The 13276-nt window shown below is 66.8% G+C and carries 10 protein-coding genes; 6 read left to right on the top strand and 4 right to left on the bottom strand.

Annotated features, from left to right (window positions below):
* Positions 1 to 13 precede the first annotated feature (13 nt).
* Both EDC25_RS04535 and EDC25_RS04530 read left to right on the top strand, forming a co-directional pair.
* Positions 14 to 1213, top strand: coding sequence for an efflux RND transporter periplasmic adaptor subunit (locus EDC25_RS04535; RefSeq protein WP_123521703.1), 1200 nt, complete (start codon positions 14 to 16; stop codon positions 1211 to 1213).
* A gap of 10 nt (positions 1214 to 1223) precedes the next feature.
* A complete protein-coding gene (locus EDC25_RS04530) occupies positions 1224 to 4379 on the top strand; it encodes an efflux RND transporter permease subunit (protein ID WP_132577269.1) in 3156 nt (1051 codons plus the stop codon).
* An 82-nt stretch (positions 4380 to 4461) separates the two neighbouring features.
* On the opposite strand, the gene EDC25_RS04525 is transcribed toward EDC25_RS04530, so the two are convergent.
* Entirely contained in the window at positions 4462 to 5445 is a 984-nt protein-coding gene (locus EDC25_RS04525) for a PhoH family protein (protein ID WP_123521704.1), read from the bottom strand.
* 226 nt (positions 5446 to 5671) lie between these two features.
* Positions 5672 to 7015 carry a tRNA (N6-isopentenyl adenosine(37)-C2)-methylthiotransferase MiaB gene (gene miaB, locus EDC25_RS04520; protein ID WP_132577268.1) on the bottom strand — a complete coding sequence of 448 codons (1344 nt, stop codon included), beginning with the start codon at positions 7013 to 7015 and terminating at the stop codon, positions 5672 to 5674.
* A 154-nt stretch (positions 7016 to 7169) separates the two neighbouring features.
* Here miaB and EDC25_RS04515 point away from each other — a divergent pair, with 154 nt between their 5' ends.
* Positions 7170 to 8126, top strand: coding sequence for a lytic transglycosylase domain-containing protein (locus EDC25_RS04515; RefSeq protein ID WP_132577267.1), 957 nt, complete (start codon positions 7170 to 7172; stop codon positions 8124 to 8126).
* 143 nt (positions 8127 to 8269) lie between these two features.
* Here the strand turns inward: EDC25_RS04515 and EDC25_RS04510 are convergent, their stop codons facing one another.
* Entirely contained in the window at positions 8270 to 8443 is a 174-nt protein-coding gene (locus tag EDC25_RS04510) for an oxidoreductase-like domain-containing protein (protein ID WP_123523185.1), read from the bottom strand.
* Positions 8444 to 8704: 261 nt separating this feature from the next.
* On the opposite strand from EDC25_RS04510, the gene asnB reads away from it, so the two are divergent.
* From asnB to EDC25_RS04495, 3 genes are all read left to right on the top strand, one after another.
* Entirely contained in the window at positions 8705 to 10378 is a 1674-nt protein-coding gene (gene asnB, locus EDC25_RS04505; RefSeq protein WP_123523184.1) for an asparagine synthase B, read from the top strand.
* 69 nt (positions 10379 to 10447) lie between these two features.
* Positions 10448 to 11005: an RNA polymerase sigma factor gene (locus tag EDC25_RS04500; RefSeq protein ID WP_123523183.1), complete on the top strand. Its 558-nt coding sequence runs from the start codon at positions 10448 to 10450 to the stop codon at positions 11003 to 11005.
* Positions 10998 to 11549, top strand: coding sequence for a hypothetical protein (locus tag EDC25_RS04495; protein WP_123523182.1), 552 nt, complete (start codon positions 10998 to 11000; stop codon positions 11547 to 11549). Before EDC25_RS04500 ends, EDC25_RS04495 begins: the two co-directional genes overlap by 8 nt.
* Before the next feature lie 99 nt (positions 11550 to 11648).
* Here EDC25_RS04495 and EDC25_RS04490 read toward each other — a convergent pair whose 3' ends face one another.
* The gene (locus EDC25_RS04490) at positions 11649 to 13250 is read right to left on the bottom strand and encodes a peptide chain release factor 3 (RefSeq protein ID WP_123523181.1); all 1602 of its coding nucleotides are present in this window, start codon (positions 13248 to 13250) and stop codon (positions 11649 to 11651) included.
* Positions 13251 to 13276: the final 26 nt, after the last annotated feature.

Genomic DNA, 13276 nt, shown 5'->3' with positions numbered 1-13276 from the left:
GACAGCCACGTCCATGCGCTTGAACGCACTTCGTCTTGCCCCGATCCTCGTTGCCTCGATCATTGCCGGCTGTTCCTCCGAATCCGCACCGCCCCCGGCGCCGCCACCGCCCGAGGTCGGCGTGCTCGACATGCAACCCCGGACCGAAGTGCTCGAGCGCGAACTGGTCGGAAGGCTGTCCGCGTTCCGCAGCGCCGACGTGCGCGCCCGCGTCGCGGGCGTGCTGCTGGAGCGAACCTACGAGGAAGGCAGCGACGTCAAGGAAGGCGACATCCTGTTCCGCATCGATCCGGCGCCGCTGCGCGCCGCCCTCGGTGCCGCCGAAGCCGCGCTCGCGCAGGCACAGGCGTCCTACACCAATGCGCACATCGCCGCCGAACGCGGCCGCGAGCTGGCTCCGAAGAATTACATTTCCCGCGCCGATCTCGACAATCTCGAGGCGGCCGAGCGCAGTGCCGCAGCCGCCGTGCAACAGGCGCGCGCGACCGTGACCACGGCGCGCATCAACCTGGACTACGCGACCGTCCGCGCACCGATCGCCGGTCGCGCCGGCAAGCAGCAGGTGACGGAAGGCGCGCTGGTCGGCCAGGGTGCCGCCACGCTGCTGACCACGGTCGAGCAGATCGATCCGGTGTTCGTGAACTTCTCCATGGGCATGTCCGAGCTGGCCGAACTGCGCCGTGCGCAGGCGCAGGGCTCGGTGGACCTTGCCGGTGCCGGTCGCGCGTCCATCCGCATCGTGCTGCCGGGTGGCGTCGAGTATCCACATGAAGGCATGGTCGATTTCTCGGATACCTCGGTTGATCCGGCGACCGGCGCGGTGTCGCTGCGGGCGCAGATCGCCAATCCCGATCTCAATCTGCTGCCCGGCGCATTCGTGACCCTGAAGGTGCGTCTGGGCGAGCGCCACGGCGTCTTCGCGGTGCCGCAGGCCGCCCTGCTGCGCGACGCCGTCGGACCCTACGTTTGGGTGCTGGGACCCGACGGAACCGTCTCACGTCGCGGCGTGACGCTGGATTCGCAGCGCGACGGCAATGCGCTGATCACTGACGGCCTGAAGCCGGGTGACCGCGTGATCGTCTCCGGCCTGCAGAAGGTCGCAGACGGAGCGAAGGCGGTGGCCTCGGTTCAGCCGGCCACCGGCAGTGCCGCACCGGCAGCCGGAGCGGACGACGGCGAAGACGCCGTGGACGCTGCCGCCGACAACGACTGAGGATCAGCGGATGCCACGGTTCTTCATTGATCGGCCCGTCTTCGCATGGGTCGTTTCCATCCTTATTTCCCTCGGCGGCGTCCTGGCGATCCTCAACCTGGGCGTCGAGTCCTATCCCAGCGTCGCGCCGCCGCAGGTGACGGTGTCGGCCGCCTATCCGGGCGCCAACGCGCAGACGACGGAGCAGGCTGTCACGCAGGTCATCGAGCAGCAGCTCACCGGCATCGACAACCTGTTGTACTTCAGTTCGTCGTCCAGCTCTTCGGGTCGTGCATCCATCACGCTGACCTTCGAAACGGGCACCGATCCCGACATCGCCCAGGTCCAGGTGCAGAACAAGGTCGCACTGGCGACGCCGCGCCTGCCCACCGAAGTGGTGCAGCAGGGCGTGGTGGTGGCCAAGGCGAATGCCGGCTTCCTGATGGTGGTTTCGCTGCTGTCGGACAATCCCAGCATTGATCGCCAGGCGCTCAACGACCTGATTGCCTCGCGCATCCTCGACCAGGTCGCACGCGTGCCGGGCGTCGGCAGCGTGCAACAGTTCGGTGGCGAATACGCCATGAACATCTGGCTGGATCCGACACGACTGCAAGGCTTTGGCCTGTCGGCCAGCGAAGTGATGGCCGCCGTGCGCGCGCAGAACGTGCAGTTCGCAGCCGGTTCCGTCGGTGCCGATCCGGCGCCCGAAGGACAGGGACTGACGGCGACGGTGTCGGCCGAAGGCCGGTTCAATTCGCCGGAGCAGTTCGAGAACATCATCCTTCGCGCCAACGTGGATGGCACGACGGTGCGCCTGCGCGACGTCGCCCGGGTCGCCTTCGGCGCCTCCGCCTACGGCATGGACAACCGCTTCAACGGCGTGCCGGCCGCCGGTTTCGCCGTGCAGCTGTTGCCCGGTGCGAATGCACTGAGCGTCGCCACGGCGGTGCGCGAGCGCATGGTCGAGCTGGAGAGCTCGTTCCCGGCCGGCGTCAGCTGGATCACCCCCTACGACAGCAGCACCTTCGTATCCGTCGCCATCAAGGAAGTGGTGAAGACGCTGTTCGAGGCGATGGTGCTGGTGTTCCTGGTGATGCTGATCTTCCTGCAGAACCTGCGCGCCACCATCATCCCGACGCTGGTCATCCCGGTGGCGCTGCTGGGTACGTTCCTCGGGCTGCAGCTGCTCGGGTTCACCATCAACCAGCTCACCATGTTCGGCATGGTGCTGGCCATCGGCATCGTCGTCGACGACGCGATCGTGGTGATCGAGAACGTCGAACGCATCATGACCGACGAGAAGCTGCCGGCGAAGGCAGCCACGCGCAAGGCCATGGCGCAGATCACCGGCGCAGTGGTGGCGATCACGGTCGTGCTCGCCGCGGTGTTCATTCCCAGCGCGCTGCAGGGCGGTGCCGCCGGCCAGATCTACAAGCAGTTCGCCGTCACCATCGCCATGGCGATGGGCTTCTCGGCGTTCCTCGCCCTGGGCTTCACGCCGGCGCTCTGCGCCACCTTCCTCAAGCCCAGCCACAACGCCAACCCGAACATCGTCTTCCGGACGTTCAATCGCGGCTACGACTGGATGAGCAGGACCTACGTCGGGCATATCGCCAGCGCCGTGCGCCACGCACCGCGCTGGATGATGATGGCGGTGCTGCTGATGGTGCTGTGCGGTTTCATGTTCACGCGCATGCCGAGCAGCTTCGTGCCGGAAGAAGACCAGGGCTACGCCATGGTCGTGGTGCAGCTGCCGCCGGGTGCTTCGCTGACGCGCACCAATGCGGTGTTCGAAGACGTGCGCAAGGTGCTGGAGAAGCAGGAAGGCTTCTACAGCGTGATGCAGATCAGCGGCTTCAGCTTCGTCGGCCAGGGCGAGAACGTCGGCATGGCGTTCGTGCGCCTCAAGCCCTGGGATGAGCGCAAGGTCACGGCGGCGCAGTTCATCCAGAACGCCAATCGCGACCTGCAGGGCATCCGCGACGCGCAGATCTTCACCGTGAACCTGCCGACCATCAACGGACTGGGCCGGTTCGGCGGCTTCGACATGTACCTGCAGGACCGCTCCGGCGCCGGCCACCAGGCGCTGGTCGATGCGCGCAACCAGTTGCTGGCACAGGCCAACCAGCATCCATCGCTCATGGCGGTCCGTCCGAACGCACTGGAAGAAGCGCCGCAGCTGCGCCTGGCGGTCGATCGCGTGCAGGCACTGGCAATGGGCCTCTCGGTCAGTGACATCTACAGCGCCATCCAGCTCATGCTGGCGCCGGTGTACGTCAACGACTTCTTCTACCAGGACCGCATCAAGCGCGTGACCATGCAGGCCGACGCGCCCTATCGCACCGGTCCGGAATCGCTGGGGCAGTTCTACACGCCGCGCCGTCTTGCCGATGCCGCCGATGGACATGGCGGCACCGAAATGGTGCCGCTCAGCAACGTCGTCTCCGCACAGTGGACGACGGCGTCGCCGGAGCGCTCGCGCTACAACGGCTACTCGGCAGTGAACATCGTCGGCTCGCAGGCACCGGGACGCAGCTCCGGCGAGGCGATGCAGGCGATGGAGGAGATCGTCAACGAGAAGCTGCCGGCGGGTTTCGGCCTGAGCTGGACAGGCATGTCCTATCAGGAAATCCTTGCCGGCGAGTCGGCGACCATCCTGATGGTGCTGTCGGTGCTGATCGTGTTCCTCTGCCTGGCCGCGCTGTACGAGAGCTGGTCGATACCGGTGGCGGTGCTGCTGGTCGTGCCGCTGGGCATGCTCGGCGCCATCCTGCTGACGATGGCGCGCGGTATGCCTAACGACATCTTCTTCAAGATCGGCCTGATCACCATCATCGGCCTGTCAGCGAAGAACGCGATCCTGATCGTCGAATTCGCGGTGCAGCAGCGCGGCGAGGGCAAGTCATTGCGTGACGCCGTGGTCGAGGCCGCCCGCCTGCGACTGCGTCCGATCCTGATGACCTCGTTCGCCTTCATCATGGGCGTGCTGCCGATGGCGATTTCCACCGGCGCCGGCGCCAACGCGCGCAACGCCATCGGCACCGGCGTGATCGGCGGCATGCTTGCGGCGACCTTCCTGGGCCTGCTGATGATCCCGGTGTTCTACGTCGTCGTCCGCCGACTGCTGGGCGACAAGCTCGACGAACCGGCGCAAGGAGCGATGGAAGCGCAACCCGCGCCGGGCTGATCACCGCGAAGCCGCACGCCGGCAACGCTGGCGGCACACTGCGGATCCGGTTGAAAGGCGCGCCCGGCGTGGCGCGCCTTTTCTATTCCGCCGGCAGGCCGGAGCCGCGTTCGTGTGCTTCGTAGGCGGTGACGATCTTCTTCACCAGCGGGTGGCGCACCACGTCCTTGGCGTTGAAGAACGTGAACGAGACGCCGTCGATGTCGCGCAGGATGTCGATGGCCTGGCGCAGGCCGGACGTCTGGTTGCGCGGCAGGTCCACCTGGGTGACGTCGCCGGTGACCACGGCAATGGAGCCGAAGCCGATGCGCGTCAGGAACATCTTCATCTGCTCGGCGGTGGTGTTCTGCGCCTCGTCCAGGATCACGAAGGCATCGTTGAGCGTGCGTCCGCGCATGAAGGCCAGCGGCGCGATCTCGATGACGCTGCGCTCGATCAGCTTGGCGACGCGCTCGAAGCCGAGCATTTCGTACAGCGCATCGAACAGCGGCCTCAGGTAAGGGTCGATCTTCTGGCTGAGATCGCCGGGCAGGAAGCCCAGTCGTTCGCCGGCCTCGACGGCAGGGCGCGTCAGGATCAGCCGCTGCACGCGGTTGCTTTCCAGCGCTTCGACCGCGCTGGCGACGGCCAGGTAGGTCTTGCCGGTACCAGCTGGTCCAATGCCGAAGTTGACGTCGTTGGTGGCGATGGCGTGCAGGTAGCGTTGCTGGTTGGGTCCGCGGCCCTTGATCACGCCGCGCTTCACCTTGATGGTGACGGTCTGCACGTTGGCCGCCTCCTGGGCCGCCACCTGTTCGACGCCCGAGTCCTGCAGGTGCAGGTTCAATCGCGCCGGCGTCAGCGTTTCGCTTGCGGTGGCGGCATACAGGCCGCGAAGGACGCGCTCGGCGATGCCGACCACGCCGGCATCGCCGATCACCTGGAACAGGTTGCCGCGGTTGTTGATCTCCACGCCCAGGCGCAGCTCCACCTGGCGCAGATGGCCATCCATCGGACCGGTGAGATTGGCGAGCCGTTCGGTGTCATCGGGCTCGAGTGCGAACGTCACTTCTGCGGGTTTGCTCATGCGTCGAAGCCTACTGCCCGCGGCAGGAGGCGCCAAGGGCCGGGCAGGCGCTGGCCGCTGGTTGATTCAGCCAGAAAACGTGGCGTTGTCCCGGGCCCGGACGCGCGGACTGCATCGCAGCAGGCCCGCTCGCCGGACTACGATCACCGCCGCATTCCTGCAGGCAGCCACCCACGCAGGCCAGTCGCAGGTCCGTCCATGTGGCGGCCGCGGCAGGTGGGCGGATTCAGGCGGCGAGATCGTCGCGGGTGACGACGCGGCCGCGCAGCGAGTTCGTGCGCGTCTCGGTGATTTCAACGTCCACGAACTGGCCGATCAGGCGCGCCGGGCCGGGGAAGTTGACGAAGCGCATGTTCTCGGTGCGGCCCGCCAGCTCGGACGGATCCTTGCGGCTGGGGCCTTCGACCAGGACGGTCTGCACGGTGCCGACCATTTCGCGCGAGATCCGCGCCGCGTTCTCGTTGATCGCCGCCTGCAGGCGCGACAGGCGCGCGTGCTTGGTCGCGGCATCGACGTCGTCGGGAAGGTTGGCGGCAGGCGTGCCTGGGCGCCGCGAATAGATGAAGGAAAAGCTCTGGTCGAAGCCGACGTCCTCGATCAGCTTCATCGTCGCCTCGAAATCGCGGTCGGTTTCGCCCGGGAATCCGACGATGAAGTCGGTGCTGACGGAAATGCCCGGGCGCGCCTCGCGCAGCTTGCGGATCTTCTGCTTGTACTCAAGCGCGGTGTGGCCGCGCTTCATGGCCGCCAGGATGCGGTCGGAGCCGGCCTGCACCGGCAGGTGCAGGTAGCCGGCCAGCTGCGGCACCTCGGCATACGCCTCGATCAGGCGGTCGGTGAATTCCACCGGATGCGAGGTGGTGAAACGGATACGGCCGATGCCGGGAATCTGGGCGATGTAGCGGATCAGCTGCGCCAAGTCGGCTGGCTCGCCCCCGTCGCCGACCGGGCCGGCGTAGGCGTTGACGTTCTGGCCGAGCAGGTTCACTTCACGCACGCCCTGCGCGGCCAGCTGCGCGACTTCGACAAGGACGTCCTCGAGCGGACGGCTGACTTCCTCGCCACGGGTGTAGGGGACCACGCAGTAGGTGCAGTACTTCGAGCAGCCTTCCATGATCGACACGAAGGCGGTCGGACCTTCGGCACGTGGCTGGGGCAGGCGGTCGAACTTCTCGACTTCCGGGAAGGAGATGTCCACCTGCGGCTTGCCGGAGTGCCGGCGCGATTCGATCAGCTCGGGCAGGCGGTGCAGCGTCTGGGGGCCGAACACAACGTCCACGAACGGCGCCCGCTTGAGGATGGCTTCGCCTTCCTGGCTGGCGACGCAGCCGCCGACGCCGATGATCAGGTCGGGCTTGGCCTGCTTCAGCTCGCGCCAGCGGCCGAGCTGGGAGAATACCTTCTCCTGCGCCTTTTCGCGGATGGAGCAGGTGTTGATGAGGATCACATCGGCTTCGGCCTCGTCCTGCGTGGGCTCCAGGCCATGCGAAACGCCGAGAACGTCGGCCATCTTCGCCGAATCGTACTCGTTCATCTGGCAACCATGGGTCTTGACGAAGATCTTGGCCATGCGGGTATCTTGCTGGGCGGTGCCCGTGGAAGGCCCGGCCGGTAGCCGGGCGAAACTGAACAGGTGCGGGGAAAAAGCCGCGGCGGGGCGGTAGTTTACGCGCAGGCGCTTTTGTCGGAAACTAATTGCCCGCTGCCTCGGTCGAGGGGAACCGATGGTCATCGTCCGCATTACCGCTTTGCTCGCCCTGCTGGGCCCGGCCGGCGCCGGGGTTGCCCAGGCCGACGACAACGTGCTGTTCCGCTGCGCCGACTCGCAGGGCACCGTTGTTTTCAGCAATTCACGGCAGGGTTATCAGGATTGTCGTGAAGTCGGGCGCTTTCCGAAACCGGCCACGCCGGCCACCCGGGTCACGGCCATCGAGCCGACGCGCAGTGCGCCGCCGCCCGTGGAGGCCGCACCGCCGCCCGCCGCGGGCGCGATCGCGAGCCCCGCCGCCGCGCCGGCGCCGGGTAGCGTGAAGCGCGGTGCGGTGTATCGCTATGACCGCGATGGCGTCATCCACTACACCAACGTCCGTCCGACGGCGCCGGGAACGAAGGCGGAACTGGTTTTCACCTATGCCATCGAGAACTGCATCGCCTGCGAGATCCGTTCCAGCGTGGACTGGCACAGCGTGGCGCTGAAGCTGGATGAATACCGGTCGGAGATCGCCCGGGCCGCCATGGCGCACGGCGTCGATGAGGCGCTGGTCCGCGCCGTGATCCACGCCGAGTCCGCCTATCGGGCGAATGCACGATCGAACAAGGGCGCCCAGGGCCTGATGCAGCTGATCCCCGCCACCGCCGCGCGCTTCGGCGTGACCGATCCCTACGACCCGGCGCAGAACATCGCCGGCGGGGTGCAGTACCTGGCCTGGCTGCTCAACCGTTTCAATGGCGACGTGCGCCTGGCGACGGCCGGCTACAACGCCGGCGAGGGCGCCGTCGATCGCCATGGCGGCGTCCCGCCGTATGCGGAGACCCAGGTCTACGTCGAACGCGTGGCGATCCTGCACGGGCGCTATCGTGCCGCGCTCGACGCCGCTGCCGGCGTGCTGCCGGCGACCGCATCGGCCGCTGCCAACGGTGGCAATCCGGGCAATGCCCGTCTGATCGGCACCGTGCAGTAACCGCCCCGGTGTCGCCGAACTGCTTCGGACCTTGATACTGCGGCGTTTTCCCTTTCGGAACACCTGACGGGCAAGCGGCTTGCCGCCCTGGCAATGTTCGCGGCTCCTGTCGTTCCCGGGCCGGGAGCAGCGGACTTCCGGTGTCAGTCGTCGCGTGCTTCCGGATGGCGCTCGAACCACTTCGCCAGCTGCTCGCGGTAGTAGCGCAGTTCTTCCGCATAAGTGTCCAGCACGCACGGATCGCAGCCGCTGTCGCAGCACTCGCCGGGCAGTGGCGGTTCGGGCGGCTGCGGGCGCGGGTCGGTGTCGTCTTTCATGGCGGCATGATAGGCCACCGCCGGCGGTGGAAGACGCCGCACTTGCGCGCTGGCCGGGGATGTGCGCTAGGATGCGGGCCATGCGCCAGATGAACGTCAACATCGTCAATCGCAATAATCGTCGCCGACAACCGGGGGCCGGCGGATAGTTGCGTGCGCGCAATCAATCAGCAGAAAAACGGCCCGCCTCGAGCGGGCCGTTTGTTTTTCCGCCTCATGAACAACCAATCCGCGTCATCAAGACCAAGAGGAGTGCGTGGCATGTGTTCGATCCTGGGAATCTTCGACATCGCGGCGGGCGCCGACCTGGGCGAGCTGCGACGCAACGCCCTGGCCGCGTCGGCGCGGCAGCGACATCGCGGGCCCGACTGGAGCGGCGTGCATGTCGATGGGCGCGCGATCCTCGTCCACGAACGGCTGGCCATCGTCGATCCGGCCGGCGGTGCCCAGCCGCTGCGTTCCGAAGACGGCAGCCTGGTGCTGGCCGTCAACGGCGAGATCTACAACCATCGCCAGGTGGCGGCCTCACTGGCGCGGCCGTATCGCTTCCAGTCCGGATCGGACTGCGAGGTGATCAACGCCCTCTGGCGGGAATGCGGCGCGCAGGGCCTCCAGCGCCTCAACGGCATTTTCGCCTTCGTGCTGTGGGACCGCGAGCAGGGCCGCTATCTGATCGCGCGCGACCCGCTGGGTGTCTGTCCGTTGTACTGGGGACGTGATCGTGCCGGGCGAAGATGGGTCGCGTCGGAAATGAAGGCCCTGGTCGCCGACTGCGATGAGGTCGGGATCTTTCCGCCGGGCCACTATTACGACAGTGCCAGCGGCGAACTACGCGGTTTCTGGCAGCCGGCGTGGCGCGACTACGACCGCGTGGCCGGTGCCGATGTATCGCTGGCGGTCCTGCGCGAGGCCTTGGAGCAGGCCGTGCATCGCCAGTTGATGACGGACGTGCCCTATGGCGTGTTGCTGTCGGGCGGCCTGGATTCCTCGCTGGTCGCGGCATGCGCGGCGCGATTCGCCCGTCGTCGCGTCGAGGACGACGATCGCGGCGAGGCCTGGTGGCCGCGCCTGCATTCCTTCGCGATCGGACTGGAGGGATCGCCCGACCTGGCGGCGGCGAAGCTGGCCGCCGATGCCCTCGGCACCGTGCATCATGGTTTCACCTTCCGCTTCGAGGAAGGCCTGGACGCCCTGCCGGAGGTGATCCGCCACGTCGAGACCTACGACGTCACCACCATCCGCGCCTCGACGCCGATGTACCTGCTCGCGCGCCGGATCAAGGCCATGGGCGTGAAGATGGTGCTGAGCGGCGAGGGCAGCGACGAGATCTTCGGCGGCTACCTGTATTTCCACCGGGCCCCGGATGCACGGTCGTTCCACGAGGAATGCGTGCGCAAGATCGACGCCCTGCACCAGTTCGATTGCCTCCGCGCCAACAAGGCGATGATGGCCTGGGGCGTGGAGGCACGCGTGCCATTCCTGGACCTGGAATTCATCCGTGTCGCCATGGGCATGGATGCGCGGCACAAGATGGCGGGCGACGGACGCATGGAGAAGGCCATCCTGCGCCAGGCCTTCACCGGCGTTGTTCCCGATCCCATCCTCTGGCGGCAGAAGGAGCAGTTCAGCGACGGCGTCGGCTACAGCTGGATCGACGGCCTCAAGGCACACGCGGAACAGGTTGTCGGCGACGACGAGTTCGCCGCTGCCGCCGAGCGGTTCCCGTTCAACACGCCACAGACCAGGGAGGCGTACTGGTACCGCAGCCTGTTCGAGCAGCATTTTCCCGGTGACGCTTGTGCCGCGACGGTGCCCGGCGGCAAGTCCATCGCCTGCAGCTCGCCGGCCGCGCTGGCCTGGGATCCCGCCTTCGCCGCGGCGGCCGACCCCTCCGGACGCGCCGTTGCCGGCATCCACCAGGCTGCCGTTGCGTGACCACGTGCTTGCCAAGGCGGTGCGGCAGGGCCGACCATTCCGGATTCATCCTGACCGGAACCGCACGGCTTGAGCCTGCCGCCGTCCAATATCGACGCCATGCTGAACGAATTGCTGCTGCGCCACAGTGCCCGGCTGCGCGTCCTGGTGGCTCAACATTGTTCGGCAAATCAGGGACTTGACCCCGACGATATCGAGCAGGAGGTCAGGATCCGCCTGTGGAAGGCGGTGGAGCGTGAGAAAAATCCGGCATTGCCTGCGTCTTACATCCAGCGGGTGGTGGTCACGACAGTGATCGACGCCCTGAGGCGGGACAAACCGGAACAGACCACGGCGCTGCCCGAGGAAGGGCAGGAGGCAGGGATCGAAGCCCTGCTGGATCGGGTCGGACCGGTGCGCAGTGCCAGCGATGGACAACGCATGGACCTCGTCCGTGCCGCCATCGCGGAACTGCCGCCCCGCCGCAGGCAACCCGTGCAGCTGGCGCTCCAGGGCTTCACGCCCGAAGAGATTGGCGAGCTGCTGGACATGACCGCGACGATGGCGAAAAACCTGATGTATCGCGGTCTGTATGAGTTGCGTGAACGCCTCAAGGCAGCTGGACTGGATGACCTCGACGATGACTGACAACACTTTGGCCCGACTTTACCGCGACGCCTGCGTGGAAGATCCGGCGCTGCTGGGCAGCGTGGATCCGCGCGACCTGGTCGACCTGGCACAAGGTCGCCTGGCCGGCGAGAAGCGTCAGCAACTCGTCGCAGCCATCGCTGCGTCGCCGTCGCTCGCTGCGGCCTACCGCGTGGCCAGGGCCAGCGGCGACTGGGCGCAGGCCCTGTCGACCGATCTGGCGCAGACGCGGCGCAGGCAGACGGATGTCGTCAAGGCACAGCCGGCGCGCGTGGTCGCCTTCCGTCGCCATCCCCTCGCGATGGCGGCTGCGGTGTCGGCCATGGCCATTGGTGCCGTGTTCGTCGGCCAGCGCCTGCAGGCGCCGGTGGATCCATTTGCCGAGGACCTGGCCCGGATCGTCGAGACCCGCGAGGACAGCATCGCCGTGGCCTCGTTCGACGCCGGGCGTGCGGGCGAAGACCGTATCTTCAGCTTCGGTACGTCACGCACTGCCGACGGTCGTGACGGCATCTTCGGACAGGATTTCGGCGGCGGTTCCTGAGGTCGGGCGGCGGTTGCTCCTCGATGCCGCCCGACTTCGTTTCCTCCAGCAGTACCAACAGCGGCGACCGGAAGGTCGCCGTTGTCGTTCGGGCCGGGCTCAGGCGTCGACGGCGCTGGCGTGTTCGCGGGTCGCCGCGAAGCGGACGTCGGGCCAGCGCTCTTCCGCCAGCTGCAGGTTGACGCGGCTGGGCGCGATATAGACCAGTTCGCCGGCGGCATCGAGCGCCAGGTTCATGGCGTTCTTCTCGCGGAATTCCTCCAGCTTCTTCGCATCGTCGCAGTGCACCCAGCGCGCGGTGGCGACATTGACCGCCTCGAAGCTGGCGTCGACGCCGTATTCATCCTTCAGGCGATAGGCGACGACATCGAACTGCAGCACGCCCACCGCGCCGAGGATGAGGTCGTTGCTCATCAGTGGCTTGAAGAACTGCGTCGCGCCTTCCTCGGACAACTGGGCCAGGCCTTTCTGCAGCTGCTTGAGCTTGAGCGGATCGCGCAGGCGGGCACGACGGAACAGCTCCGGGGCGAAGTTGGGAATGCCGGTGAAGCTGAGCGCTTCGCCTTCGGTGAAGGTGTCGCCGATGGACACCGTACCGTGGTTGTGGATGCCGATGACGTCACCGGGCCAGGCTTCGGCGGCGATCTCACGGTCGGATGCCATGAAGGTCAGTGCATTGGCCAGCTTCACTTCCTTGCCACTGCGGACATGGAAGGCCTTCATGCCGGCGTTGAAACGGCCGGAGCAGACCCGCATGAAGGCGACGCGGTCACGATGCTGCGGATCCATGTTGGCCTGGATCTTGAACACGAAACCAGAGAGGCGTTCCTCGTCGGCGGCAACCTCGCGTGTCGTGGTTGCCCGTGGCCGTGGTGACGGCGCATGTTCGACGAAGAAGTCCAGCAGCGGCTGCACGCCGAAGTTGTTGACCGCCGAGCCAAAGAACACCGGCGTCTGCCGGCCGGCCAGATAGGCCTCGACATCGAAGGGATGCGCGGCGCCCTCCACCAGTTCCAGCTCCTCGCGCAGTTCGGCCAGCATCGCCGGGCCCAGCTTCCCGGCCAGTTCCGGTGTGTCCAGCGACGGGTAGATGGTCGAATCCTGGCGCGTGAAGTTGCGCCCGGCCTCGTACAGGTGGACCTCGCCGGTCAGCAGGTGGACGACACCCTTGAGGCGCTTGCCCATGCCGATCGGCCAGGTCACCGGCGCGCACTGGATCTTCAGCACCGACTCGACCTCGTCGAGCAGTTCGATGGGATTCTTGCCCTCACGGTCGAGCTTGTTGATGAAGGTCATGATCGGCGTGTCGCGCATGCGGCACACCTCCATGAGCTTGATCGTGCGTTCCTCGACGCCCTTGGCGACGTCGATGACCATCAGCGCCGAGTCGACCGCGGTCAGGACGCGATAGGTGTCCTCGCCGAAGTCGGCATGGCCGGGCGTGTCGAGCAGGTTGACGATGCGGTCCTCGTAGGGGAACTGCATCACCGAGCTGGTCACCGAGATGCCGCGCTCCTTTTCCAGCGCCATCCAGTCGGACGTGGCGTGGCGCGCGGCCTTGCGGCCTTTCACCGAGCCGGCCATCTGGATGGCGCCGCCGAAGAGCAGCAGCTTTTCGGTCAGCGTGGTCTTGCCGGCGTCGGGATGCGAAATGATGGCGAAGGTGCGCCGGCGCGCAGCTTCCTGGGCAGGTGTGGTCATTGCAGGCGGAACTCGGGGACAGCCGG

The organism is Pseudofulvimonas gallinarii, from assembly GCF_004343305.1.
GTDB lineage: Bacteria > Pseudomonadota > Gammaproteobacteria > Xanthomonadales > UBA2363 > Pseudofulvimonas > Pseudofulvimonas gallinarii.
Note: the sequence above shows the minus strand (reverse complement) of the source record. Positions and strands in the feature narration are given on the sequence as shown.

Excerpts from the sequence above, each read along its gene's own strand:
- EDC25_RS04510 (WP_123523185.1), bottom strand. The coding sequence starts at position 8,443 with ATGAAAGACGACACCGACCCGCGCCCGCAGCCGCCCGAACCGCCACTG.
- EDC25_RS04490 (WP_123523181.1), bottom strand. The coding sequence starts at position 13,250 with ATGACCACACCTGCCCAGGAAGCTGCGCGCCGGCGCACCTTCGCCATC.
- EDC25_RS04515 (WP_132577267.1), top strand. The coding sequence starts at position 7,170 with ATGGTCATCGTCCGCATTACCGCTTTGCTCGCCCTGCTGGGCCCGGCC.
- EDC25_RS04525 (WP_123521704.1), bottom strand. The coding sequence starts at position 5,445 with ATGAGCAAACCCGCAGAAGTGACGTTCGCACTCGAGCCCGATGACACC.
- miaB (WP_132577268.1), bottom strand. The coding sequence starts at position 7,015 with ATGGCCAAGATCTTCGTCAAGACCCATGGTTGCCAGATGAACGAGTAC.
- EDC25_RS04495 (WP_123523182.1), top strand. The coding sequence starts at position 10,998 with ATGACTGACAACACTTTGGCCCGACTTTACCGCGACGCCTGCGTGGAA.
- EDC25_RS04535 (WP_123521703.1), top strand. The coding sequence starts at position 14 with ATGCGCTTGAACGCACTTCGTCTTGCCCCGATCCTCGTTGCCTCGATC.
- EDC25_RS04530 (WP_132577269.1), top strand. The coding sequence starts at position 1,224 with ATGCCACGGTTCTTCATTGATCGGCCCGTCTTCGCATGGGTCGTTTCC.
- asnB (WP_123523184.1), top strand. The coding sequence starts at position 8,705 with ATGTGTTCGATCCTGGGAATCTTCGACATCGCGGCGGGCGCCGACCTG.